The organism is uncultured Caldilinea sp., from assembly GCF_937128415.1.
Classification (GTDB): domain Bacteria; phylum Chloroflexota; class Anaerolineae; order Caldilineales; family Caldilineaceae; genus Caldilinea.
This window is the reverse complement of the sequence record NZ_CAKZMJ010000070.1, coordinates 1-25,764: the sequence shown is the minus strand read 5'-3', so window position 1 is coordinate 25,764 and position 25,764 is coordinate 1. Positions and strand designations below refer to the sequence as shown.

15 protein-coding genes are annotated in these 25,764 nt (G+C 63.2%); 5 read left to right on the top strand and 10 right to left on the bottom strand.

Annotation, left to right across the window (positions count from 1 at the left end; genetic code table 11):
- Positions 1-96: 96 nt before the first annotated feature.
- From Q0367_RS13585 to Q0367_RS13555, 7 genes are all read right to left on the bottom strand, one after another.
- A complete protein-coding gene (locus Q0367_RS13585) occupies positions 97-2,853 on the bottom strand; it encodes a cation-transporting P-type ATPase (protein ID WP_298982841.1) in 2,757 nt (918 codons plus the stop codon).
- A gap of 53 nt (positions 2,854-2,906) precedes the next feature.
- The gene (locus Q0367_RS13580; protein WP_297640416.1) at positions 2,907-3,326 is read right to left on the bottom strand and encodes a PPOX class F420-dependent oxidoreductase; all 420 of its coding nucleotides are present in this window, start codon (positions 3,324-3,326) and stop codon (positions 2,907-2,909) included.
- 27 nt (positions 3,327-3,353) lie between these two features.
- Positions 3,354-5,819 (bottom strand): HAD-IC family P-type ATPase, encoded by a 2,466-nt coding sequence (locus tag Q0367_RS13575; protein ID WP_298982838.1) that lies wholly within the window; start codon positions 5,817-5,819, stop codon positions 3,354-3,356.
- A 119-nt stretch (positions 5,820-5,938) separates the two neighbouring features.
- A complete protein-coding gene (locus tag Q0367_RS13570) occupies positions 5,939-6,409 on the bottom strand; it encodes an OsmC family protein (protein ID WP_297640413.1) in 471 nt (156 codons plus the stop codon).
- A 28-nt stretch (positions 6,410-6,437) separates the two neighbouring features.
- Positions 6,438-7,202, bottom strand: coding sequence for an SDR family oxidoreductase (locus Q0367_RS13565; RefSeq protein ID WP_297640411.1), 765 nt, complete (start codon positions 7,200-7,202; stop codon positions 6,438-6,440).
- Positions 7,199-8,155, bottom strand: a complete 957-nt coding sequence (locus tag Q0367_RS13560; RefSeq protein WP_297640409.1) for an NAD(P)-dependent oxidoreductase — start codon at positions 8,153-8,155, stop codon at positions 7,199-7,201. The genes Q0367_RS13565 and Q0367_RS13560 overlap by 4 nt, the downstream gene beginning before the upstream one ends.
- A 25-nt stretch (positions 8,156-8,180) precedes the next feature.
- On the bottom strand, positions 8,181-10,181 hold the full coding sequence (locus Q0367_RS13555) for a protein O-mannosyl-transferase family (protein ID WP_298982834.1): 2,001 nt from the start codon (positions 10,179-10,181) through the stop codon (positions 8,181-8,183).
- A 503-nt stretch (positions 10,182-10,684) separates the two neighbouring features.
- Here Q0367_RS13555 and Q0367_RS13550 point away from each other — a divergent pair.
- On the top strand, positions 10,685-11,599 hold the full coding sequence (locus tag Q0367_RS13550) for a gamma-glutamyl-gamma-aminobutyrate hydrolase family protein (RefSeq protein WP_297640405.1): 915 nt from the start codon (positions 10,685-10,687) through the stop codon (positions 11,597-11,599).
- A 78-nt stretch (positions 11,600-11,677) separates the two neighbouring features.
- Here Q0367_RS13550 and Q0367_RS13545 read toward each other — a convergent pair whose 3' ends face one another.
- On the bottom strand, positions 11,678-13,555 hold the full coding sequence (locus Q0367_RS13545) for a bifunctional homocysteine S-methyltransferase/methylenetetrahydrofolate reductase (protein ID WP_297640402.1): 1,878 nt from the start codon (positions 13,553-13,555) through the stop codon (positions 11,678-11,680).
- 143 nt (positions 13,556-13,698) lie between these two features.
- Between Q0367_RS13545 and Q0367_RS13540 the strand changes: the two genes are divergently transcribed.
- A complete protein-coding gene (locus Q0367_RS13540) occupies positions 13,699-14,931 on the top strand; it encodes a site-2 protease family protein (RefSeq protein WP_298982832.1) in 1,233 nt (410 codons plus the stop codon).
- Between the two features lie 178 nt (positions 14,932-15,109).
- The gene (gene glyS, locus Q0367_RS13535; RefSeq protein ID WP_298982830.1) at positions 15,110-18,127 is read left to right on the top strand and encodes a glycine--tRNA ligase subunit beta; all 3,018 of its coding nucleotides are present in this window, start codon (positions 15,110-15,112) and stop codon (positions 18,125-18,127) included.
- Between the two features lie 4 nt (positions 18,128-18,131).
- On the opposite strand, the gene Q0367_RS13530 is transcribed toward glyS, so the two are convergent.
- Positions 18,132-20,591: a thiamine pyrophosphate-dependent enzyme gene (locus tag Q0367_RS13530; RefSeq protein WP_298982828.1), complete on the bottom strand. Its 2,460-nt coding sequence runs from the start codon at positions 20,589-20,591 to the stop codon at positions 18,132-18,134.
- A gap of 202 nt (positions 20,592-20,793) precedes the next feature.
- Positions 20,794-22,446, bottom strand: coding sequence for a hypothetical protein (locus Q0367_RS13525; protein ID WP_297632975.1), 1,653 nt, complete (start codon positions 22,444-22,446; stop codon positions 20,794-20,796).
- 436 nt (positions 22,447-22,882) lie between these two features.
- Here Q0367_RS13525 and Q0367_RS13520 point away from each other — a divergent pair, with 436 nt between their 5' ends.
- Entirely contained in the window at positions 22,883-24,463 is a 1,581-nt protein-coding gene (locus Q0367_RS13520) for a sugar ABC transporter ATP-binding protein (protein WP_297632972.1), read from the top strand.
- Positions 24,464-24,504: 41 nt separating this feature from the next.
- Positions 24,505-25,479, top strand: a complete 975-nt coding sequence (locus tag Q0367_RS13515) for an ABC transporter permease (protein WP_363325872.1) — start codon at positions 24,505-24,507, stop codon at positions 25,477-25,479.
- Positions 25,480-25,764: the final 285 nt, after the last annotated feature.

Sequence of the window (25,764 nt, the reverse complement as noted above, 5' to 3'; positions counted from 1 at the left end):
AGTTTGTTAATATGGAGTCTCTGCCATCCTCTTTGAGGAACTTCCTCAAAGAGGATGGCGGTGGAATCCTGTAGAAGCGGCGGGCGCCTCTTTGCTTCAAAGGCGATGCATCGCTCCACGGCGTCGCAGCCATTTTTCGAGTTCGACGAGGAGATAGCCGAACACGGCGACGCCGAGGATTCTTCCCCAGGCGTCCAGTCCAATCGGCGCGCTGCTGAGCACTGCATTCATCCAGGGCAGATAGGTGAACGCCAGCTGCAGCAGCGCCATGCCGAGCACGCCGAAGCCTAACCAGGGGTTGCTGAAGAGGCCGATGTGAAACATGGAATGTGTGAGCGAACGGCAGTTGAAGAGGTAGAACACTTCAACCATCACCACCACGTTGACGGCGACGGTGCGCGCCTGCGCAAGGGAGGCGCCGTTGCGCTGCTCCCACCAGAACAAGCCGAACGCGCCAAGCAAGATGAGGAGACCCACAATGGCGATCCGCCACAACAGCACATCGGTGAGGATCGGCGCTTCAGGGTCGCGCGGCGGTCGCCGCATGATGCCGGGCTCCTTATTTTCGAGCGCCAGCACCAGCCCCAACACGCCAACCGTCGTCATGTTGATCCACAAAATTTGAACCGGCAGGATCGGCAGCACGGCGCCGAGCGCTACGGCGGCCAGGATGACAAATCCTTCGCCGAGATTGGTCGGCAGCGTCCATGCAATAATTTTCGTCAAATTGTCGAACACCCCGCGGCCTTCCTCAACGGCCGCCTCGATGGTTGCGAAATTGTCGTCGGTGAGCACCATGTCCGCCGCCTCACGGGCGACGTCCGTGCCGGTGAGGCCCATGGCGATGCCGATGTCGGCCTGCTTGAGGGCCGGCGCGTCGTTGACGCCATCCCCGGTCATCGCCACAACATGACGGCGATGTTGCAGCGCTTTGACCAGACGCAGCTTTTGTTCAGGCGCAACCCGGGCGAAGACGGTGGTGCGCTCTGCAATTTCCGCAAGCGTCTCATCCGGGGTCGCCTCGATGTCGCGACCTGTAAGAATGGCGGGATGGCCGTTTGAATCGCCGCCGAGACCGATCTGAGCGGCGATCGCCGCCGCCGTCAAGGCGTGGTCTCCGGTGATCATTTTGACCCGGATGCCGGCCTCTTGGCAGACGCGCACAGCTGCTATCGCTTCGGGCCTCGGTGGGTCTATCATCGCCTGTAAACCCAGAAACGTCAGCTCCGACGCCACATCCTCTCTGCGCAGCTGGTTCACGTGCGCCGGCAACGCGCGGCGCGCAAACGCCAGAACGCGCAGGCCGCCGGCGGCGAATTCTTCAGCGATGCAGCGTACAGCGCTCGCATCCAAGGGGAGGCACTGCCCTGCGGCGTCGAGCATCGTAGAGCACCGCTGCAAAATGACTTCGGGCGCTCCTTTGACGTAGACGAGGCGCGGTTGCCCCTCGCCGGCGTCGTGCAGCGTGGCCATATACTGATGTTCGGACTCGAACGGGATTACATCCAGACGAGGAAGGAAAAGACGATCGTCGAGAAGGTTCATCCCCGCCTTGCGCGCCGCAACGATGAGCGCGCCTTCCGTCGGATCCCCCACGACTTCCCACTTGCCTTCCTGTTCGAGCAACTTGCTGTCATTGCAGAGCAAGCCGGCGCGCAGGCACTCCAACAGAGCGAGGTTCGGGCCTGAATCCTCCGTCGTCTTGTCCAGAGTTGTCTTGTCCAAGCGACGAATTTCACCCACCGGCTCATACCCTGCGCCGGTGACTTCATAGGCGACGCCGCCCGCCACGATCCGTTGAACCGTCATCTGATTTTGGGTGAGCGTGCCGGTTTTGTCCGAACAGATCACCGTCGTGCTTCCCAACGTCTCAACGGCGGGCAGCTTCCGAATAATGGCGCGACGTTGGGCCATGCGCGTCACGCCGATGGCAAGGGTGACCGTCACCGCCGCAGGGAGGCCCTCGGGAATGGCGCTGACCGCCAGCGCAATCGCCGCCATCAGCGTCTCCAGCAGGGGTTGACCGCGGACGGCGCCGATCAGGAAGGTCAGCCCCGCCAGGAGCAGGATTACATAAAGCAAGATGCGACTGAAATCGGCGATCTTGCGCGTCAGCGGAGTCTGCATCTCCTCGGCCGTGGCGATCAGGTGAGAGATGCGACCCACTTCCGTGTTGTCGCCGGTGGCCACGACGACGCCGACGCCCTGGCCATAGGTCACCAGCGTGGATGCATACGCCATGTTCAGGCGCTCCGACACCGGGGTTGTCGCCGCAATTTCTGCTCGAGCGTCCTTTTGCACCGGCGTGGACTCGCCGGTGAGCGCAGCCTCGGCGATCTGAAGCTCACGGCTGTGAATGAGGCGCAAATCCGCCGGAACTTTATCGCCGCTTTGTAGAAGCACAAGATCGCCGGGCACAAGCTCCGTCGCTGCGATCTGCATGACCTGGCCGTCGCGCACCACAGTCGCTTCGGTGACCATGGTCTGCGCCAACGCATCGAGCGCTTTTTCGGCCTTGTCTTCCTGGAGATAGCCGAGGATTGCGTTGATCAGCACCACGCCAAGAATGATGGCGGCGTCGATCGCCTCCTTAAAGAGGGCGGCGACGGCGCTCGCCGCCAATAAAATGTAAATCAGAGGATGATGGAACTGGAGCAGAAAACGCAACCAAGGACTTTTGCCGCGTCTTACGGTCAGACGGTTAGGGCCGTACCGGACCAACCGCCTTCTGGCTTCTTCGGACGTCAATCCCTTGTGTTGATCTGCGCCAAGCTGCACAAGAACGCTTTCCGCCGCCAGGGCATGCCATGCAGTGGTTTCATGCGTAATGGAATCTGTGGTTTGTGACTTCATAGCCCGTTCACTTTGTCATTTGTCGAGCTGCGCCCGGCGACAATTAAGGTCTGCTAAGCGGGGAAGGCCACAACGCGGCGCGGGCGGATTTTGAAGATAATGCGTCGCTCCTTGCCCTTGCGCTCCGCCGGCGCAACGCCACCGTAATATTCTTCCTTGCCTTCATAGAGCAAGGCGTGCGCATTGATGTTGGCGTAGTCGGCATCGTCGACGATCGCTTCCACTTCTCCGCGCACGTCGATCCAGCGGAAGGGATTCTGTGGGTCGATCACCGTCAGCGCCACTTTGGGATTCTTGCGCACGTTGGCGGGTTTGCGCCGTCCCTCCGCGGTGTTGACCAACACGTGCTCGCCGTCCCATGAACACCAGACGACGGTGTTCTCGGGCTGTCCGTCCGGCGCAATCGTCGTCAGCACAGCGTAGTAGGGGCCCTCAATCAGATCGATATGCGATGCAGGAATGCGATTGCTCATGGTCGAAGATCCTCCTGAATGTGTGAACTATTCTCGGTTGGAGCTTTCCCAGTCGGCCAGATTGACGTCAAGGTAACGGTCAACGATGCGCCATTTCCAAACCAGCCGCAGGGTGAAAATCCAGACGAGCGTAAAGCCGGCGATGACCAGGCCATCCATCAGACTGCGCAGCGGTGAAAGGCCGAAGAAGCCGCGCAGGATGGGATTATACGGACTTGACAATAGCACCACCAGCAGCCCCGTCGCCAGCATCGTGGGGCGCCAGTCGCCGGACAAGCGATCTCCTCCGGCCCAGAACTCCGTCGGCGGTTGTACGAAAATCACCAGCAGCAATCCCTTCACGATCGAGGCGTAGGTGAGGATCAGCTGCGCGTAGGGCCAATTTTCGGTCGTAAGTAAGAAATAAAGATAGACGCTCAAGGAAAAAAAGCTGGTCACAATCGTAGCGGGCAGGACAAAGTTGACCAACTTGCGCACCAGGCTGCCGCGCGGCACGGCGCCGGTCGGCGCCCAAAGCGTGAGAAAGAAGGCCGGGATCGTCAGGCTGAAGATGGCGATCATCGAATTCTGCGCCGGGGTATAGGGGAAGCCGGCCGACAGCAGCGCCAGCGAATTGATTAAAATCGCCAGGGTGAAGATGCGCGTGAGGTAGAGCCGAAGCGTGTCCTCCATGCCGTGCATGATGCGTTGGCCTTCCATCAGCGCCTGCGGCAACGCCTCGAATGAATCGTTCAGAAGCACAAGGCCGGCGACGTTGCGCGTGGCCTGGGCGCCGCTTTGCATGGCGATGCCCAGATTGGCCTGCTTGAGCGCCAACACGTCGTTGACGCCGTCGCCGGTCATGCCGACGTAATGGCCCTGCTCCCGCAGCGCGCACACGATGCGCTGCTTTTGCTCCGGCGTAATGCGACCGAAGATGTCGGTTTCCACAACGGCGAGCTTGAAAGCCGCCTCATCCAGTAGCTCCAGCTCGGGCCCGCTGATGAGCTTGAGCGGAACGCCGTCTTCGCCAAATCCCACCTGCCGCGCCACCGCCGCCACCGTGTGCGGGTTGTCGCCGGAAATGATCTTGATGGCGACGCCCGCCTGGCGAAACCCTTCCAGCGTCGTGCGCGCTTCCGGGCGCAGCTCATCCACAAAAACAAGCAGCGCAAGCGGCGTCAGACGCGGCGGCAGCCGAGGCTCCCCGACCTCGCCAAAGGTCGGAAGGGGCTCTTCCGCAGCGGCGAAGAGCAACACCCGATGACCGGCAAGCGCCCATACGTGCGCTTCGGTCTGCCACGCGTCGTCCGAATGATCCAACGCCGGCTGCAATATTTCCGGCGCGCCGAGGACGAAGGTCCCTCGCAGAGAAGGCGCATCGAAGGTCAGCCCGCTCCATTTGCGGGCGGAGGAAAAGGGGGCCACTGCACGAGGCGGCGCCGCCTCGCCCTCGCAGGCAGCGGCGATCGCTTCCGTAGTGGCGTTGGCGGCACCAAGGCTGCGCACATAGGTTCCCAGCAAGCGCCGCACTTCTCCCTCGCGATGCCCGCGCAGCGGTTCGATGCGCTGCAAATGCATGCGATTGGTGGTGAGGGTGCCGGTTTTGTCCAGGCAGAGCACATCGACGTGGCAGAGGGACTCTACGGCGTTCGCCTGCTGCACCAGCGCCCCTTTGTCGGCGATGCGCACCGCACCCAGCGCGTAGGCGACCACGATCATCAGGAAGAGGCTGGCCGGCGCCAGGCCAAAGACCACAGAGGCCGCCTGTATGCTCTGCAAAAGCGGCGCATTGCGCATGATGAGAAAATTGGCGGCGATGGCCACGCCAAAGTAGACGACCAGCACCAGCAGGATGCGCACGAAGAGGTTCACCTCGCGCTGAAGCGGCGTCAGCTCGCGGGTGAACTGCCGCGCGCTGGCGGCCAGCTTGTTGACGAAGCTCTCCAGCCCCACCTTTTGCGCCTCATAGAGCGCCTCGCCGCTCAACACAAAACTGCCGGAGTAAACGGGATCGCCCGCCTGTTTGGGAACCGGATTGGACTCGCCGGTGAGGAGCGACTCGTCGAATTCCGCCACGCCGCCGCCCACGATCACGCCGTCGGCGACCACCTGATCGCCCGGACCCGCCGCCAGAATGTCGCCGAGCACAACCTCCGCCGGGTCGACTTCGCGGACAACGCCTTCTCGGATCACCCTGGCCCTGGGCCGCGTCAAGAGCGCAATGGCGTCGAGCTTGCGCTTGGCGCGCACCTCCTGCACCGTGGCGATCACGGCGTTCAGCAGAGCGATGGCGCCGGTGAAGAGGGCGTCGCGCGGGCTGCCCAGGATCAGCAAGGCCGCCGCCAGCGAGAGGAGCACGATGTTGAAGAAGGTGAAAAGATTCTCGCGGACAATCTGAAAATAGGTGCGGCCGGTTTTGACCTGGGCTTCGTTGCCCAGACCCTGTCGGCGCCGACGCTGCGCTTCTTCTTCGCTCAGACCTTGAACAGGAGAGGCGATGGTTTCAGTCATGGCGATCGGACAAAGTGTGACAAAGTGTGCGTCCTCCAGAATTCCGTTGATTTCCAGGCCGACGCAGGATATTCGCCGTCCTCTTCCAGGAAGCCCGGAGCTTCCCGAAAGAGGATTGCTCAACCTGGAGGCTGCTCAGCAGCTGAAAGCGCTTCGGCTGGAAGCACCTCAAAACTATGCGTGATTTTGGCGACTGCACGGATCGTGGCCGCCACCGAGCAGTACTTCTCTTCAGAGAGCTTGATGGCCCGTTCGACCTTGGCCAGGTCTAGATTGCACCCGGAGACCTTGTAATGGAGATGAATGGCGGTGAATGCATAGGGCGGCTCCGAGGCCTGCTGCGCATCCGCCGTGATGTGCAGATCGGTCAGGTTCTGACGCTGCCGACGCAAGATAGTCACCACGTCGTAGGCTGAGCAAGAACAGAGCGCCATCACCAGCAGGTCCGACGGCTTGACGCCCTTCCACTCCACCCAATCCGGATCGCCTTCTTTGGGCCAGGAGCCGGTCACCACCATGTGTCCAAAACTGTCGCGCGCGATGAACATCGTGCTATCATGCCCGGCCCAATGCAATGCAATTTTCCCCATGCGAAATACTCCCTGTAAGCCTTTGCCCCTATAAACCTTTGATCGTCATTCCGCCGTCCACCACCAGGTTGACGCCGGTGATATACGACGCTTTGTCCATGGCCAAAAACGCAATGGCGGCGGCCACCTCTTCTGCGTCGGCGATGCGCGCCAGCGGTGTGCGCATCAGAATGCGCTCGAGCCGCTCCGGGTCGCGCAGCACAGGCGAGGCCAGCGGCGTCTCGGTGTACCAGGGCGAGACCGCATTGACGCGAATGCCGTCCTTCGCCCATTCGCCCGCCAGGTTGCGCGTCATCTGCAGCATCGCCGCTTTGGTCGCTCCATAGGGCGAGCCGCTGCCGACGTCGAGCATGCCCGCCACCGAGGCGACGTTGACGACGGCTGCGCCCTGGCCGCGGCGGAGCAGCGGATAGAGCGCGCGCGTCAGCTCGTAGGCGCTCGTGAAGTTGACGGCGAAAAGATGCGCCACCTCCTCGGCGGTGTACTCCACCGTCGGGCGGCGGATGTTCGTGCCGGCGTTGTTCACGAGCACATCCAGGCCCTCCCAACGGGAGCGCACGGCCTCGATCACGGCCTGCCTGCCCGCCTCGCTGCTCACGTCCGCCTGCACGCCTGCGATCGCAAAGCCGGCCTTGCGGCGTTCTTCGACCACGCTCTCCAGCGCTTCCCGCCCGCGCGCAGCGATCAGCACCTCGGCGCCCAGCGCCAGGAACTCATCGACCGTCGCCAGTCCGATGCCCTTGCTGCCGCCGGTGATCAGCGCGCGTTTGCCCGCCAATGTCCAGGGTTTCATTGCGTCAACAATCCTTGATGTTCGATCAACCATTGCACGGATTCGTAAACCGCCTGCAGCGAGGAGTAACGCGGTTGATAGCGCAACAGCCGCTGCGCCTTCTCAATGCTACAGTGGGGGCTGTGGGCGATGTGATCCCACGTGGCTTGCGCCTCCTCCTCGCTGACGGTGGCGCGCCACGCCTCCCACGGCAGAAAGCGCAGCTTCGCCTCTTGCCCGAACCAGCCTGCTACAGCCTCGGCGTAGCCGCGCAGCGTCACCGCCGCCGGCGAAACGACGTGGAAGCTCTCGCCGACGGCGACGCTCCAGTGCGCCAGCGCCTGCATGAACGCCTGCGCCACGTCGTCGGCGTGAACATGGTGCACCGTCTCCAGGCCGAGATTGGGCAGCGCCAGCTCTTCCCCGCGCGCCAGGGTGACAAAAACCCGGGGGTTGAAGTGTCCGGCGGGATTCAACGGCGCCCACCCCGGCCCGACGATGTGGCCGGGATGCAGCACGGTCGCCGGAAAGTCTCCGCGCTGCGCCTCGGCGAGCAGATAGGCTTCGATGGCCGCCTTCTGGACGCCATATTCGCCAAAGGGGCGCCGCGGCTGCGTCTCCACCGTCGGCACGACGACGCTGGGGCCGTGCACCCAGATCGTGCCGCAGTGCAGAAAGCAGCGCACCGCGCCGCGCAGCGCCTCGACGAGCTGCTGCGCGCTGGCGAGCGTGAAACAGATCATGTCGATCACGGCGTCTGGTCGCAGCGCCGCGATCTGGGCGCCAAACGTCCCTTCCGCTTCGGCTGCGCTGCGGTCGATGACGACCGAGCGCACCTGCCGCCATGCGCCGTGGGGCTGATAGGGCGCTCGCTGCTGTCGGCTGACGTTGATGACTTCATGCCCGGCTTCGACCAGACGCGGAACCAGATAGGTGCCTACGTGGCCGCTGCCGCCGATGATGACGACGCGCATTGCAGGGTCTCCTCATGAGGTTTGCTTAAAATTGTGTTTCGTCCAATTGCAGAGAGAGCTCCAAAAGGTTTTCAAAGCGGCCCTCCTCCGCTCGATACACCAATAGCATAACACCGTCGGCGCCGTTCGGCATAGGCACGCGCAAGGCATCCGAAACCGGCGCCCCCGGCTCCGGTTCAACCAGCCCCTGCACCGGCGCCGATGCGTCGCGTTGAATCACGCCGCTGGTGACTGGGTCGAGAATGAAGGCGCCGTTCGCCGTCGGGCGCAGGCTGACGCCCAACCCCGACGGCCACGTCGCATCGATGCGCCAGATGAGCGTGACGTCGACGGCGGGCGCCGCTTGCGTCACCGGCGCGCCGGTTGGCGCTCTGGCGACGCCGTATCCGGCCAGCGCAACGCCGTCGACGATTTTGACTTCGAGCGCCACCGGAATGCCCGGCGTCTGCTCGACGTCGCCGAGCGCCAGCCAGTCCGGGCCGAAGGCCGTGCGCGGCGGCCTCACATCGGCGGGCAATTCTTCGAGCAAGGTGGCGGCGGCGTCGCGCGTGCTGAAGACGAGGCCGCCGCTGCGCAACACTTCGCCCGCCTCGACGCTGCTCACGACGCGCAGGTCCGAACGCAGCCCCCAGATGCGGATCAAATAGTCCAGCGCCAGGGCGTCGTCGACGGCGGCGAAGAGGCCGGCGCCCTGCGGCAGCGGCTGATCGAGCAGCACTGCTGCGCGGTCGAGCGCCGTGTCCTCCGGGCGGTTGCGGCTGTTAGCTTCCGGCCAGGAGGCGTCGAATCGCCATGCAATGGCGATGAGGAGCAGCGCCAGCGGTGCGTAGCTCAGCCAGCGCTTGCGCGCCGCAAAGCGCGCCTCCCAGCGGTCGAACGCCGCCGCTGCACCGACCAAGATCAGCGGATAGGCGGGCAGGATCACCTGATACCAGTTGCCGCAGCGATACATCCAGTTGAAGGCCAGATAGACGGCGAACGTCCCGTAGAAGAGAAACGCCGACTTGCGATCGAGCAGGGCCGCGCCGAACAGCCCGATGAGCAGCAAGGGGATGCTCAGCTCGCGCCAGATCAGCTCTGGGAAGCCGCCGTCGAAGAAGGCGCAGGTCGGCTGAAAGCCCCACAACAACTCTTCGCGGCCTTGCGCCGTGCTGACGAAGCTCCAAAACCAGTCGTTTGCGTTGCTCCACTCGCCGGCGCCCCACCATTCGGGATGCGCCGCCCCTCGCAAATAGACGTAGGCGTAGCTGAGCAGCGGCAGAAATGCAGCCGCTACGCACGCCAGCACGAGTCGTCCATTGCGCAGCGCCTGCGGACGCTCCCACAAAACGGCGATCACCAACGAAGGGACGATGAAGGCGACGGTCAACATGTGCGCCAGCGAAAGGCCGCACAGGAAGGCGAGAAGGACGAGCAGACGAGAGGAGTGAAGGGAAAAAGACGGAGAAGAGGAAGCGCCAGCCTCCTGCTTCCCGGCGCTCGCCTCCCGCCAACGCAAATACACATACACAATCGCCAGCGTCTGGGCGATGGCGCTGGCGTATTGTTCGCTTGTGGTGGCGTAGTACCAGAAGAAGTAGGTGACGGCGTAGAACGCGCACAGCAGCCAGGCCAGCGGCCAGTTGCCGGCCGGGTGGCGAGGCGAAAGCGTGATGCGATTGAGAACGGCGTAGAGCAGTCCCAGCGCAAGCAGCGCCCACACGGTGCTGTAGCTGGAAAGGATCGGGATCGGGTTAGGCGTTGGATTGCCCGCCGCCTGGAGGGCGCCGCGCATGGCGTGAAACCAGAGCCAGCCGCCCATTGTGTACAGCGGATAGCCCGGCGCGTTGCCCGGCCTCGCCTCCACCTGCGCATAGTGATGCGTGATCAGATCGCCGCCGTGCAATTCATACGGCTGCAGACCGTTGTCCAGCGTAAAGCCATACAGCAGCAGCGCCAGAGCCAGCAGAATGGCGCCGCCGAGGTTGCGACGACGCAGTGCTTGACGAAGCTCTGGTTGTGCGCGGGACGTTGCGACGCGTTGCACTCGAATTCTCCATCTCTTTCGTGATGCGTAGGTTCAGTGATGCGTAGGTTCAGTGATGCGTGGGCGCTGCTCGTAGCTGCGCTTTCTTGATTCCCCAAAACCCGGCGGCCTATCGAGAACGTGCGGCTCTCAATCGCACGGGGCGTTGTGAAAGGCGCCCGGGCAAGGTCGCCGCCGTCAGCCAGAACCTGCGGCTACGAGCCGCAGCTACGAGCATTGCCGGATTATTTTGTCGAAAACCCTCCAGCTTTCCGGAAGGTGGACCGGCTGCGCCACTTCGCAAGCATCGTCCTATGACTTCGCCCAAAAAAGCTTCCTCCTGATTTTCAAGCGAGTCGCCGGTGTCATCGTACCGCAAAGCCAGAGCGCCGACCAAGGATGGCGCATCTTTGTGCAAACGCAATCTTCGCATTGGAACGTTTGCAGCTTGCCGTGCGTTTCCATGCTTCATATAATGGCGGAACACCCGCAAAGGGTTTTTCTGGAAAGGTTGAATCATTCCTATGAACCGTGAGTTGTGCAACCAGCGCTACCTTGAAGAAGTCGACGGGGCGCCCCGTATTCACCGTCCGTTGATCGGCGTCACCATGGGGCGAGAAAAGTCTCAGCGTTTCTTCGGCCTCAATCTTTTCATCATGAATCAGACCTACGTGCGCATCCTGGAGGCGCTCGGCGCGCTGCCGGTGATGATCCCCTTGCACATGAGCGAGGCGACGCTGCGCGGAATTTTCGAGCGGCTGGACGGGTTGTTTTTGCCGGGCGGCGAGGACATCGACCCGGCCAACTACGGCGCTGAACGCCACGAGATGCTCGGCGCAACCGACAAGGAGCGCGACCGCACGGAGCTGCTCCTCACGCGCTGGGCCATCGAAATCGGCATGCCGGTGCTGGGCGTCTGTCGCGGCGCGCAGATGATCAACGTCGCCTGCGGCGGCACGCTCTATCAGGACATCCTGAGTGAGCGCCCCGACCTGGCCAAGCACGACTATTTCCCCCCCAACTTCGAGCGCTATCGCATCAGCCATCGCATCGACATCGCGCCGGATAGCCTGTTGGCGCGCGCCATGGGGGCGGTGCACGAGGTCAACTCGATGCACCATCAGGGCATCGACCGCCTCGGTTTTGGGTTGCGCGTGGTGGCGTGGGCCGAAGACGGCCTGCCGGAGGCGATTGAGGCGCCGGCCCTGCCCTATGTCGTCGGCGTGCAGTGGCATCCCGAAGAGCTGGCGCGCACCGACCAGCTGAACGCCAATCTCTTTTCCGACTTCGTGCGCGCCGCCGCCGGCCCCTGGCGTGGTCAGACGCCCGTGGAGTGGTCGCAGCAATTCCGGGCGAGATGCGCAGCGATGCGCAACGCCGCGTCCAATGGCGCAGAATCGGGCCAATCGGAGACGACGTTCGTCGTCCGATGTGCATAGTCCGATGTGCATAATCGATCGGATGCTCGCATCCGGTTGACGCTGAACGATCAGGCGAGCGGGGCCGCCTGAATCCTCTTACAACACCTCCAACACCTGGCAGGCAGTTTCATAGCGGCCAAAGCTGGGCATGAGGTAGACTCCCTGCACGTAGGGCAGCTCCTTGAGTTGCAGCAACAGCTCCTGCGCCATCTTGACGCCTTCCTGGCGTCCGTTGGGGCCGGCCTTGCGCATGCGCTCCAGCGCCTCCTCGCTCAGAGTGATGCCGGGCACCTCGTTGTGGAGAAACGTTGCGTGTTTGTGTCCTTGCAGCGGCAGCACGCCGATCAACACGGGCACCGGGAACTTGCCGTGGCGCTCCTCATAGAGCCGGACGAAGTTCAGCCAAAGCTGGGGATCGAAGATCGGCTGCGTCATCGTGAAATGGGCGCCGCCCGTCACCTTCTGGTGGAAGCGATCGACCTCCTGCACGAGGTCGGCGCGCGTCGGGTCGCAGGCGACGGCGATGGTGAAACCGCCCTTCTGCCCCATGTCCTGACCGGCCACATCAACGCCCTCGTTGAAGCGGCTGATGATGCGCACGAGACCGATGCTGTCCACATCGTAGACGGCGGTCGACTGTTTGTTGTCGCCCAACGTAGGCGGGTCGCCGGTCAACGCCAGGATGTTGCGCACGCCGAGCGCTCGCGCGCCAATGAGATCCGCCTGTAGGCCCATGAGCGAACGGTCGCGCGTGGTGAAATGGACGATGGTTTCGATGCCGACCTGCTGTTGAATCTGCACGCACAGCGCCAGTGCGCTCATGCGCACGCGCGCCATCGGGCTGTCGGCGACGTTGACGGCGTCGGCGCCCATCTTCATGGCGTGCCGCGCGCCTTCGATCTGCTTTTCGGCGCTGAAGCTGCGTGGAGGGTCGACTTCGACGCTGATCACAAATTTCCCGGCGCGCAGCTTGCGCAGCAGTTCGGTCGGCTCGATTTCGCCGGTGACGCCGTAGTCGGCCTTGACGGCGGGCGACGGCTCTTCCTGGACGACGATGGCTGGCTGCGCAGCGCCGACTTGCCGGGTGAGATGCTCGTCAAGCGCCGCGCGCATGGCGCGGATATGCATCGGCGTCGTGCCGCAGCAGCCGCCGACGATGCGCGCACCTTGCGTCAGAAAAAGCCCGGTTTGCCGTGCAAAATACTCCGGGCTGGCCGGGTAGTAGAAACGCCCTTCCACCCGCTCCGGAAAGCCGGCGTTGGGCATGATGATCAGGCGAACGTCGGGAGCTGCGGCGTGCATCTGTTCGAGCGTCTGCGCCATCGCCGCCGGACCGACCGAGCAGTTGACGCCGATGACGTCGGCGCCCGCAGCATGTAGACGACGCACCGCTTCCTCCGGCGTGTGGCCGACCAGCGTCAGCCCATCCTCGGCGAAGGTCATGGATGCGACGATGGGCAGATCGCAGACCTCGCGGGCGACGCGCACCGCCAGTTCCAGCTCCCTCAGGTCGATGAACGTCTCGAAGAGCAGCAGATCGGCCCCCGCCTCCCACAACACGCCGACCTGCTCGCGAAAGGCTTCTTGCGCCTCCGCCGTCGAGAGCGGCCCCTCGGGCTGCAGGCGCTTGCCCAACGGGCCGACGTCGCCGGCGATAAAGATGGCGCGGCCGCTGACTTCGCGCACATCGCGCACCAGCTTCACGGCGCGAAAGTTCAGATCGCGCACGCGCTCCGCCAGTCCATAGTCGGCCAGGCGAATGCGGTTGGCGCCAAAGGTGTGCGTTTTGAGAATGTCGGCGCCGGCGCTGGCGTAGGCCTGATGAATCTCGCTCACCCAGCTTGGCTTTGAGATCACCAGATACTCCAGACACTGTTCGCTGCTGGCGCCCCTGGCGTACAACATCGTGCCCATGGCGCCATCGATCAGGAGCGGCGTTTCCGCCAGACGCTGTAAGAATGGATGATTGCTCATAGCGCACTCATTTCTATCGATGGTTTCCTCAAAACCGAAATAGTATAGCATAATTAGAAACTTGGCGACCAGAGGTCGCCTTAGATTAGGAATGATTCGTTGATCTGAACAATCAATGATTTCTGAAGGATACGGTGCACACCGTGAACGAACCTTTTTTTACGTCTACGCCTGAGGCGTCTCCCTTGGATCTGGTGCGGATCTCCTTGCTGCAGCGAGACCTGCGCAACATCATCGAGACCGACCTGGCCATTGAGTCCATCCAGACGCCGCGCGACCCCAAGCGAGAAGGCGTCGTCCTCTTTCGCGGGCGACTGTTGCGTCCCAGCCACGTGGCCTTCCCTCGTTGGCAGACGGAGCTGGCGCGGCGCGGCTTCACGCCCACGCTGCGCTCCGCCGAGGACGGCGGCGGTCAGAAGGGCCTGGTGGAAGTCCGCATCTTTGAGGGCGTAGTGCGCCCCGGCCCCTCGCGCGTCTGGGTCAATGCGGTGCTCTTCATCCTGACCGTCCTCAGCACTTTATTCGTCGGCTCCTTGTACGGCGACACGGGGTTGGTGATCAACTCACCGTGGGACTTTCTGCACCCCGAGAATCTGGCCAAAGGCTTCCCGTTTGCGGGGACCTTGCTCAGCATCCTGGCGGCGCATGAGTTCGGCCACTACTTTGCGGCGCGACATCACCGCGTCGCCGTGACGCTGCCCTATTTCATCCCGATGCCGCTGACTTTCGGCACATTGGGTGCGTTCATTCAGCTCAAGGAGCCAATTCCCGACCGCCGCAAGCTCTTCGACATCGGCGTGGCCGGGCCGTTGGCGGGTCTGGCGCTGGCTGTGCCCCTGCTCTTCATCGGCCTCTCGACCAGCGAAGTGGCCGTCCCGCCGCCCGGCGTGCCGCTGATGCTGGAAGGCAACAGCCTCTTTTACTTCTTCGCCAAATGGCTGGTCTTCGGCGAAGTGTTGCCCAATCCGGTCACCGGCCGCGACGTCTTCATGAATCAGGTCACCTTCGCCGCCTGGATCGGCCTGCTGGTGACGGCGCTCAACCTGCTGCCGGTGGGACAGCTCGACGGCGGCCACACGGTCTTCGCCATGTTCGGGCGCAGGGCGCGCTACATCAACCTGGCTACGGTGGCGCTGCTGGCCCTCCTCGCCGTGGCGGGGCTGCCCAATGTGCAGGCGCTTTTCCCGTGGACGGTCCACATCGGCTACTCCGGCTGGTTCCTTTGGCTCTTTTTGATCCTGGGGATGATCGGCGTCGAGCATCCGCCGGCGCTGGATGACGTCACCACGCTCGACGGTCGACGCCGCGCCATCGGCGCGCTGGTGATTCTCATCTTCATCCTGACCTTTGTGCCGGTGCCGATGCGCGTGGTGTAACCGAGAGAGTAATCGAAAAATCACCACAAAGATGCAAAGGCGCAAAGAGCAGACCTGGCCTGTTCATTTTTGTGCCTCCGTGTCTTAGTGGTAAACATAAACCTTGCGAAGAATTTATTCTGATCAGGCTGATTGTTACCGGAAGATGTGAGCGGAAACTATGACCAAAGCGCCCTCCATGCAAGAAGTGATCCTGCGGCTGCATGAATTCTGGGCCGCGCACGGTTGCACCATCTGGCAGCCCTACAGCGAAAAGGTCGGCGCAGGCACCATGAACCCGGCCACGGTGCTGCGCGTGCTGGGCCCGGAGCCGTGGAACGTCGCCTACGTCGAGCCGTCCTACCGCCCCGACGATGGACGCTACGCCGAAAATCCTAACCGCATGCAGATGCACCATCAGTACCAGGTCATCCTGAAGCCCGACCCGGGCAACCCGCAGGAGCTTTACCTGGCCAGCCTGGAGGCAATCGGCCTCGACCGCACGCGTCACGACATCCGCTTCGTCGAAGACAACTGGGAGTCGCCGGCGCTGGGCGCATGGGGCCTCGGCTGGGAGGTCTGGCTGGACGGCCAGGAGATCACCCAGTTCACCTACTTTCAGCAGGCGGGCAGCCTGCCGCTCGACCCGGTGAGCGTGGAGATCACCTACGGCCTCGATCGCATCGTCATGTATCTGCAACACAAGACGCAGGTGTGGGACATCGACGTCGACGGGGTGCACACGTTCGCCGAACTCTTTCGAGACCCGGAGGTTGAACACTGCATCTACGATTTCGAGCTGGCCGACGTCGAACGCCTGCGGCAACTGTATGAGATTTACAAGGCGGAGGCCGCCGCCTGCATTGCGCGCGGCCTCGTCATCCCGGCGCATGACTATGTGCTGCGTCAGAGCCACACCTTCAACCTGCTCGATGCGCGGGGCGCCATCGGCGTCACCGAGCGCGCCAAATTCTTCGCCGATATGCGCGCCCAGGCCAAGGCTGTCTCCGAGCTCTATGTGGAGCAGCGGCGACGTTTGGAGTTCCCCTGGCTGAAAGAGGAGAACGGGAGAACGGGAGAGCGGGAGAACGGGAGAGCGGGAGAGCAGGAGAGCGGGAGAGCGGGAGAGGCAATCGCCGCACCGCAAGCCTTTATCCTGGAGCTCGGCTCTGAGGAACTCCCGCCGCAGGACGTCGTCGACGGCATTGCACAGATCGAAGAGAAGCTCAAGGCGCTGCTCGCGAAGTACAGGCTGCGCTATGAAGGGCTGCGCGTCACCGGCACCCCGCGACGATTGGTCGCCTTCGTCACGCAGCTGGCGCCGCAACAGGCGGATGAAGTGGTGGAGAAGCGCGGACCGTCGGTGGCGCAGGCGTACGACTCGCTCAACCGACCGACGAAGGCGCTCGAGGGGTTTGCGCGCGGGCAGGGCGTCTCACTCGAGCAAATCGAAGTGCGCGACAACTATGTCTATGCAGTGAAGCGCGTGGCCGGCCGCCCGACGCTCGAAGTGTTGCCTGCACTCTGTCTCGAGCTGCTCGACAGCCTGCGCTGGGGCAAGGCGATGCGCTGGAACAGCAGCGGCGTCGCCTATCCGCGACCGTTGCGCTGGATCGTGGCGCTCTACGGCGACCGCGTCGTGCCCTTCACCTGGGCGGGTGTGACCAGCGGCGCACTCAGCCGCGGGCCGCGCTTCGCCGACGCTGCGGCCCGCCTCCCGGCCGGCGGCTTCACCACCTTCCCCGTGAAAGACGCCCAGACTTATTTCGAGGCAGTAAGCGCCGAGGGCGTCGTCGTCGATCGTGAGGAGCGACGTCAGCTCGTGGCCGAACTCGCGCAACAGGCGGCGGCGAGCGTAGGCGGCGCCATCCCCGACGACCCGGCGCTGCTTGATGAAGTGACCGATCTGATCGAAGCGCCGCAGGCGGTGCTGGGAACCTTCGAGGCGAAATATCTGGAGCTGCCGGCGCCCGTGTTGATCGGCGTGATGAAAAAGCATCAGCGCTATTTCCCGGTCATGAGGGACGGCGCCCTGCTCAATCACTTCGTGGCGGTCGCCAACAGCAACGAGCTGGCGCATCCAGAGGTCGTGCGCGAAGGCTACGAGGGCGTGATTCGCGCCCGCTATGCAGACGCCGCCTACTTCTATCGCGCCGACACCAGCCGACCGCTGGAGAGCTTCTTGCCGAAGTTGGCCACGCTGACCTTTCACGCCCAACTCGGCTCGATGCTCGATCGCGTCGAACGGCTCAAGGCGCTGGCGCCTCAGATCGCGCAGATGCTGGGCGCCTCGCCGGAAGAGGTGGCTGCGGTCGAACGCGCAGCGGCCCTCAGCAAGGCCGATCTGATGACCAGCATGGTGATCGAGATGACGAGCCTGCAAGGCGTCATGGGCGAGATTTACGCCCTCAAGAGCGGTGAGTCGCCCATCGTGGCCCAGGCGATCCGCGAGCAATATTTGCCCCGTTTCGCCGGCGATGAAACGCCGGCCTCGCTGCCTGGCCTGGCGCTCTCGCTGGCCGACAAGCTGGATGCGCTCAGCGGCCTCTTCGCCGTCGGGGCGGTCCCCACGGGCAGCGCCGATCCCTTTGGCCTGCGCCGGGCTGCGCTCGGCATTGTCCACAGCCTGATCGCAGCGGGCGTCGATTTCAGCGTGCGCGTCGGTCTCGAGGCGGCGGCGAAACTGCAGCCGGTCGCTGTCTCCGACGCCTCCACGACAGAGACGCTGACCTTTGTGGAGCGACGTCTGCAGGGCGTGCTTGCGGAGCAGGGCTATCCTTTCGACGTGATCGAGGCTGTGCTCGCCGAGCGAGGCGACAACCCGGCGGCGGCGGTGCGCGCCTGCAAGGCGCTGAGCGAGGCGGTGCGCCAGCCCTGGTGGAGCGAGGCTTTCACCGCCTATGCGCGCTGCGCCCGCATCACGCGCGGCCTCGACGCACTCCTGCCGCTCAACGAGGCCGCCTACGTCGAGCCGGTCGAACATGCGCTGCACGCCGCCTATCTCGCCGCCGTCGAGCGTCTGCGCGACGCCGAAGAGCCGGCCAATGCACTCGGAGATGCGTTGTGCACCCTGCAGAACCCGATCAACGCCTACTTCGAGCGCGTGCTGGTCAACGCCGAAGACGAGACGCTGCGCCAGGCCCGTCTTGCCCTCGTCCAGCGCATCGCCCGTCTGCCGCAGGGCGTCGCCGACCTGAGCAAGTTGCAGGGGTTTTAGGCGATCACCACATCGGATAGCGCTGCGGATCCGCCTCGTGCATGAGCGCGTAGACGGCCTCGACGACGTCCTCCACGTTGGGTTTGGAGAAATAGTCGCCGTCGCTGCCGTAGGCGGGGCGATGCGGCTGCGCCGTCACCGTGCGCGGTTCACTGTCCAGAAGCCAGTAGCCGCCCTGCGTCTCCAGCACCTGCTGCAGGATGAACGCCGACGCGCCGCCGGGGACGTCTTCATCCAGAATGACGAGGCGAGCTGTTTTGCGCAGAGAGGCGGCGATGCGCGCTTCCAAATCGAAGGGCAGCAGCGTGCGCACGTCGATCACCTCGACGTCGACGTCAAGGTCGGCCAGGCGGGCGGCGGCGTCGAGCGCAATGCGACAGCAGGCGCCGTAGGTGACCAGCGTGACATCCTTCCCGGGTCGCAACACCTCTGGAACGCCCAGCGGCAGCGTAAACCGGCCTGGATTGGCCGGCATGCGTTCGCGCAGGCGGTAGCCGTTGAGCACTTCGATCACAATGGCGGGGTCCTCGCCGCGCAGCAATGTGTTGTAAAAGCCGGCGGCCTGCGTCATGTTGCGCGGGACGCAGATGTAGATTCCGCGCAGCGAACCCAGGAGCGCCCCCATCGGCGAGCCCGAATGCCAGATGCCTTCGAGCCGGTGGCCGCGCGTGCGAATGATCACCGGCGCCTTCTGGCCGCCGGCCGTGCGCCAATGCATCGTCGCAAGGTCGTCGGCCAGCGTCGCCCAGGCGTAGTAGATGTAGTCGAGATACTGGATTTCGGCGATGGGGCGCAGCCCGCGCAGCGCATAGCCGATCGCCTGTCCGACAATGGTCGCCTCGCGGATGCCCGTGTCGGCCACGCGCAAAGGGCCGTATTTTTCCTGCAGGCCGGCCACTCCCTGGTTGACGTCGCCCAGCCGGCCGACGTCTTCTCCAAAGATCAGGATGCGCGGGTCGTTCGCCAGCAGCGCATCGAAGTTGGCCTGCAACACCTCGAAGCCGCGCACTTCGGGCGCATCGGCGGCGTATTCCAGCGGAACAATGGGAACGTTCAGCGTCGAAGTGGGGCCTTCCAGATGAAGATGGCGCGCATAGTTGGAGCGTTGCTCGGCTGCATGGCGGCGCTTCCACGCCTCGATCTGGTTGCGCACCGGCGAACGGCTCGAGCGCAAGAGGATGAGCGCTTGTTGTGCAGCTTCTTGCATCTGGCGATGCAGCGGCGCTTCCTGTTCTCGTAGATTCGCCGCCAGACGACGAAGATCAACGGACGACGCACCTCCCTCCGCGGCGGCGTCGAGCAAAGCGACCAGCTCGGCGGCGGCTGCACGCCGAGGCGCTGTGTACGCCTCCCAGGCCCGTTCGCAGGCTGCATCGGCTTCGGCGCGCGCGGCCGCCTCCAGCTCTTCCAACATCGCATTGGATGCGATCCCGGTTTCCAACAGCCAGGCGCGCATGCGGAGAACCGGATCATGCTCAGCCTCCCATGCCAGTCGCTCCGGCGATTTGTAGCGCTCGTGGCTGCCGGAGGTGGAATGGCCCTGGGGCTGCGTCATCTCGGTGACGTGGACAAGCGCAGGGATGCGATGCTCGCGGGCGTTGCGCGCTGCGCGGCGGTAGACCTCGAGGAGCTTTGGATAATCCCATCCCGGAACCGTGTAGAGGTCGTAACCGGGGCCGTTATCGCTGCGGCGCCGAAACCCTTCCAGCAAGGCGGAGAGGTCGCCTCCCATCACCTGCAGCTCGTTGGGCACGGAAATGCCATAGCCATCGTCCCAGATGGAAATGACGGCGGGCGCGCGCAGCACACCGATGGCGTTGACCGCTTCCCAAAACAACCCTTCGGCGCAGCTGGCGTTGCCGATAATGCCGAAGGCGATCTCCCGCCCCTGTCTGGAGAAGTGCGTCAATGCGCGCAGCGCCTCCACCTCTTGATAGAGGACGGAGGCGTGTGCAAGACCGACCAGCCGCGGCATCTGCCCGGCCGTCGGCGAAATGTCGGCGGCGGCGTTGAACCTGTCCGTTTGCGGCTGAAAACGGCCTTGATCGTCCAACAGGCGCGTGGCGTAGTGGCCGAGCATCGAGCGTCCGCCGCTGGCCGGGTCCGCCTCCACGTCGGTGTGGGCGTACAGCTGAGCGAAGTATGCTTCGGGCGTCAACAGTCCCAGTGCAAACATTAAGGTCTGGTCCCGATAGTAGCCGCAGCGCCAGTCGCCCGGCTCGAATGCGTGGGCCAATGCCACCTGCGCCACCTCTTTGCCATCGCCGAATGCGCCGAATTTGGCGCGACCGGTGTGCACCTCGCGGCGGCCGCGCAAGCTGAGCTGCCTGCTCAGATAGGCGATGCGATAGTCGGTCAACGCCTGGGTGGACGAGATAGACGCTTCTCCGGCCAATGCGCTTGGGGAGCGAGGCTGCGAATGGATTGCCTCCGATATGGGGGCCGACAATTTGAATTGCTTCATTGCAAGTTCACCTCCTTGTGGCGACTTTGCCACCCTCCAATTCTTGAGCCTTCCGTAAAAAGCGATTCCGCCGGAACATCTCGTATATGCACAAACGCCGCACCTTTTCAAGCGGCCCTTGAATCGGTGCGGCGTTTGGGTTTATCCGTCTCGATCGCCCACTTCGGGGCAGCTCGACGGCCGGAAGCGACGATGCTGCAGGCTACTCAATGGTGAGATGCAACTTCACGTCTGCGGCCGGTGCAATGGGCAGGATGACATCCTGCACCAGCTTCATCACCGCCGGGTCCTCCAGCGGCGTGCCGGCCAGATAGGGCTTCGCCAGCTCGAGCAGATGGGCCAGTGAGGCAGCATCGTAGTCGATCGACATCAGCTCCGAACCGTTGATCTGAATCGACAAGTTGTTGGGCGAATTGATAATGTCAACGTTCCTCGCACCGAGGTCGCTGAAAATTCTCATCACATCGGGAGGAAGGGCGGGCAATGCAACGCCCAGCGCCGCCAATTGCTCCGCCGTCAGGCCACCGACTGAGGTGATCTGTCCATTTTGGATGCTGACGTCAGCTCGAATCACCGGCGTAGACAGGCTGCCCAGATCGGCGGGCGTAAAGCGCGGCGCTTCCGGGGCGGCCACGTCGGCCACGTTGCCGGCAAGCGCAATGCGCGCCTTGACCCCATCCTTGAGCACGGCCTCGGCCACTGCGTCTAGCAGCGCTTTGGGCAGGCCGGTCTGCCCGCCGACGAGGCCGAGCAGCGTATTGAAGCCGTTGGGGCCAAAACGAATGTGAGGCAGCGTCTGACCGTTGACGGCGATAATCGCGTCTTCCGTGGAGAGGCTGAGCGCAAGCTGTTCGACGCCGAGATCGCGCAGCGGCTGCAAAGCGTCGGCGGGCAGCGTCAGTCCGGGCAGCGAAAGGCCGAGCACTTCCAGGCTGCCATCCTCGCCGACCTTCAGCGGCAGGTCAGGCAGCTTCAGCTCCGTTGGCGCGCCGGTCAGGTCAACGTTGAGGGCCAGGTTGAGATTGGGCAACTGCTCCAGGACGCCACCTAACGTCTCTTCTAGGTTCGCTTGCCCTCCTAACACGGCGGGCAGCACCCTGCGCAATCGCTGTAAATACGTGGCGTCGTAGGCGATGCCGGGCAGTTTCTTGCCATCGACGGTGATGACCAGGCCGGTGGGCGTGGTTTCGACGGCGATGCGATCCAGGCCCAGGCTGCGCAACTGTGCAATCGTGCCGGGATCGAGCTGCAGCGGATTGGAGCCTAGCAACGCGGCCAACGCTTCGCCGGGAATGCCGCCGACGGCGCCGCTGCCCCGTTCATCGAATGAAACGCCGAGCACCAACGGCTCTCCTTGTTGAGGAGGCTGGGCCGGCGGCGTGATCGAGGTTTCGCCGCGCCAGCGCGGAATGTTGAGCGGCTGTCCTTGCGCAGGCGGCACATTCACGGCTGCGCCCAGGCCAATGCGACGCAGCCACGGAATCGCCTGTGCGGCGGCGTCGGCGCCGGGAATGCCCTTCAACAGTTCGGCGAGATTGGCGGCGCTCTCATCGTCCCAGGCCAGGTACGCCTGATCTTCGCCGTTGATGTAGACGTGGATGCCGTTGTGCCCCACGCGCAGCTCCACTCTTTGGCCTAGCGACTGAAGCAATCTCACCTGGTCGGGCGTCAGCACCTGGCCAATGCCAATGCCATAGACGCTGGCGGAGCCGTTGGCGTCGACGTTCACGGACAACGAGGGCAAATTGAACCAGGTGCGCCCCTGCCCGCCGGCGCCGGCGCCGTTGCATGCAGCCACGAGCGCCAATGCCACCATCACCAGGAGAATCGGCAAGAACTTGCGTTTCGCCTGCATAAGCTATCTCCTCTTCGCTGTTATCAGATTCGGAAAAAATTTTTGTCGGATGGCCGGGAGACGTCAATCAACAGAATGCGCTCCGGGCATCCCACGTTGAGTGCATGCACATCATACATCATGTGCAGCCAACGCACAAGCATCTATACGGCGAATCCCAGCGTTGCTCTTCATCATTCTCCAGAGGGGCGTCCTTGCGGGCGAGAGCCTGACCAGCATTTGAACTGCAAATGAAACGCTCCCTGCGAACAGAAATGTTCCAGAAAGGCTTTTTTTGCTTTCGCAAACAGCTTTGACGCGGCGTGCACCTGTGCTACAATCAAATCACAGCAACGACTTACTGTAATCGTTTTCCCAACAAATTTACATTCTTCCCAGGGCGCTCTTTCTTTCATACACAGAGACGGCGCCGCGTCAGACGGAGAATCGATTGCGCATGGACAGACACAGTGCTCTGCTGTGGATGGAAAATGTCAGCAAATCCTTTCCCGGCGTTCAGGCGCTGGATAAGGTGAGTCTGCACATTCACGCCGGGGAGGTGCTCGGGCTGATCGGCCAGAATGGCGCCGGCAAGTCGACGCTGATGAAGATTCTCTCCGGCGTCTACACCATCGACAGCGGCGAAATCTACTACAATGGCCAGCCGCTGCGCATTCACAATCCCCATCACGCCCAGGAGCTCGGCATCTCGATCATCTATCAGGAGCTCAACCTGATGCCCAATCTTTCGGTCATGGAGAACATCTTCATGGGTCGAGAGCCCGGGCCGCCTATCTTCGTCAACCGCAGCGAACTGGAACGACAGACGCGCGCCATTCTCGACCGCATGCACATGAACCTGCGCCCTACAGCGCTGGTGCGGTCGCTCTCGGTCGCCGAACAGCAGATGGTGGAGATCGCCAAAGCCATCTCGCGCGATGTGCGCGTTTTGATCATGGATGAGCCGACCTCGGCGTTGAGCGAGGCCGAGGTGGAGACGCTCTTCGAGATGATCGGCGAGCTGAAGCGCAGCGGCGTCGCCATCATCTTCATCTCCCATCGGCTGGAGGAGGTGCTGCACATCTGCGACCGCGTCACGGTGTTGCGCGATGGGAAAAACGCCGGCGACGTATGGGTTAAAGACGCCACCCGCGAAGATCTGATCCGGATGATGGTCGGCCGTTCGCTGGAGCAGTTTTTTCACCGGGATCAACATCTCGACGATCACGCCGTCCATCGCAGCGAAGACGTTGTGCTGGAGGTGCGCAACCTTTCGCGCCGCGGGAACGCTGTCAACCCTGCCGCTGTGGTGCTCGACAACGTCAGCTTCACCCTGCGCCGCGGCGAGATTTTGGGGCTGGCCGGCCTGGTCGGCGCAGGCCGCACCGAGCTGGTGCGCGCCATCTTCGGCGCCGACCGTCGCTCCGGAGGCCAAATCTTTGTGGAAGGCAGAGAAGTGGACATCCGCTCGCCGGTCGACGCCATTCGGCTTGGCATCGGGCTGGTGCCGGAGGATCGCAAGGCGCAGGGACTGATCCTAAGCCTGGCCGTGCGCGTCAACATGACGCTGACGAACCTCGGCGCGCTGACCCGCGCCAGCTTCGTGCGGCTCGACGAGGAGCGCCGGTTGGTGGAAGAGTACATTCGCCGCTTCGATATTCGCACGCCGAGCATGGAGCAGCGCGTCGTCAACCTGAGCGGCGGCAATCAGCAGAAGGTGGTCATCGCCAAGTGGCTGATGCTGAACCCCAAAATTCTGATCATGGATGAACCGACGCGCGGCATCGACGTCGGCGCCAAATCGGAAATCTATGAGCTGATGCACCAACTGGCGGTCAACGGCATCAGCATCATCATGATCTCGTCGGAGTTTCCCGAATTGCTCGCCATGTGCGACCGCATCATCTGTCTGGCCGAAGGCCGCGTCACGGCCGAATTGTCCAGGGAGGAGGCGGATCTCGAAACTTTGATGCACTATTGCACGCTGCGCGAACAGGTTGTCTCTTTGAATCAGCCGGAAGGAGTCAAGACGCTGTGACGAGTCAAGCTGCGGCCAAAGCTGCGCCGCCTGCCCGCAAAATCGATTGGAGTGCATACGTCAGTCAGCTCGGCGCCCTCGGTGTGCTGGTTGTCATCTGCGTGATCTTCGCCGTCATCGAACCGGCCTTTGTCTCCACGCGCAATCTCTTCAACGTGTTGCGCCAGGTCTCCATCTATGGCCTGCTCGCCGTGGGGATGACCTTTGTCATCCTGACGCGCGGCATCGACCTGTCGGTGGGTTCGTTGCTGGCGCTGTCCGGCCTGGTGGCGGCGGCGGTGTACAAGGGAGGCACAGGCTTGTTGACCGCCGGCACCGCCGGTCAGGCGGAAGGATATGGGCTGTGGGCCGCCATCGGCGCGGCGGTCGGCGTCGGATTGCTCGGCGGTCTTTTGCAGGGGCTGGCGATCACACAGCTCAAGGTGCCGCCTTTCATTGTGACGCTAGGCGGGTTGACGGCCTTTCGCGGCGCAGCGTTGCTCTTCTCCGGCGGACAGCCGATCAGCACCTTCACCGACGAGTACAAATTCTGGGGGCAGGGCATGATCGGGCCGGTGCCGGTGCCGGTGATCATCTTCCTCAGCTTCGCCGCGCTCGCTTTTATCGTGCTGCGCTACACGCGCTATGGCCGGCACGTCTACGCCGTCGGCGGCAACCCGGAGGCGGCTCGGCTCTCCGGCCTGAACGTCAACGCAATTACGCTCAGCGTCTATGTCATCACCGGCTTTTTCGCCGGCCTGTCCGGCTTTCTGCTCTCGTCGCGTCTCAATTCCGCCGAACAGGTGGCGGGCGTCGGCTATGAGTTGACCGTGATCGCCGGCGTCGTGATCGGCGGCACCAGTCTCTTCGGCGGCGAAGGAGGCATCTTCGGCACCGTGATCGGCATTCTGCTGATCGGCGTGCTCAGCAACGGCCTGACGTTGATGAACGTTTCGCCTTACTGGCAGCAGATCGTGGTCGGCCTGATCATCGTCTTCGCCGTGTATCTGGATCAGCTTGTGAAGCGCAGGCAGTGAGGGGAGTGTGTTGCGTGTTGCGTGTTCCGTGGTGCTCGGTCTTCACGAAACACGAACCACGCAACATGTATCATGCAACACGCAGCCCTTCGTCGTTCGTTCTCTGTAGGCCAGTCGTCAATCCAAAATCGTCAACCCAAAACGTCTGTCCATTCAGCAAGGAGAAAAGCTATGCGCAACGGATCTATCAGGAGAAATCTCAATCTATTGCTCAGCCTTGGGCTGATGCTGGCGATGGTTCTGGCCGGGTGCGCGCCGGCGGCGCCCTCGGCGCCGGAAGCTGCG

Bases quoted from the DNA above. Each gene is read 5' to 3' on its own strand.
- glyS (WP_298982830.1), top strand. From the start codon at position 15,110: ATGCAAGAAGTGATCCTGCGGCTGCATGAATTCTGGGCCGCGCACGGT.
- Q0367_RS13550 (WP_297640405.1), top strand. From the start codon at position 10,685: ATGAACCGTGAGTTGTGCAACCAGCGCTACCTTGAAGAAGTCGACGGG.
- Q0367_RS13565 (WP_297640411.1), bottom strand. From the start codon at position 7,202: ATGAAACCCTGGACATTGGCGGGCAAACGCGCGCTGATCACCGGCGGC.
- Q0367_RS13575 (WP_298982838.1), bottom strand. From the start codon at position 5,819: ATGACTGAAACCATCGCCTCTCCTGTTCAAGGTCTGAGCGAAGAAGAA.
- Q0367_RS13580 (WP_297640416.1), bottom strand. From the start codon at position 3,326: ATGAGCAATCGCATTCCTGCATCGCATATCGATCTGATTGAGGGCCCC.
- Q0367_RS13545 (WP_297640402.1), bottom strand. From the start codon at position 13,555: ATGAGCAATCATCCATTCTTACAGCGTCTGGCGGAAACGCCGCTCCTG.
- Q0367_RS13560 (WP_297640409.1), bottom strand. From the start codon at position 8,155: ATGCGCGTCGTCATCATCGGCGGCAGCGGCCACGTAGGCACCTATCTG.
- Q0367_RS13525 (WP_297632975.1), bottom strand. From the start codon at position 22,446: ATGCAGGCGAAACGCAAGTTCTTGCCGATTCTCCTGGTGATGGTGGCA.
- Q0367_RS13585 (WP_298982841.1), bottom strand. From the start codon at position 2,853: ATGAAGTCACAAACCACAGATTCCATTACGCATGAAACCACTGCATGG.
- Q0367_RS13570 (WP_297640413.1), bottom strand. From the start codon at position 6,409: ATGGGGAAAATTGCATTGCATTGGGCCGGGCATGATAGCACGATGTTC.
- Q0367_RS13530 (WP_298982828.1), bottom strand. From the start codon at position 20,591: ATGAAGCAATTCAAATTGTCGGCCCCCATATCGGAGGCAATCCATTCG.
- Q0367_RS13520 (WP_297632972.1), top strand. From the start codon at position 22,883: ATGGACAGACACAGTGCTCTGCTGTGGATGGAAAATGTCAGCAAATCC.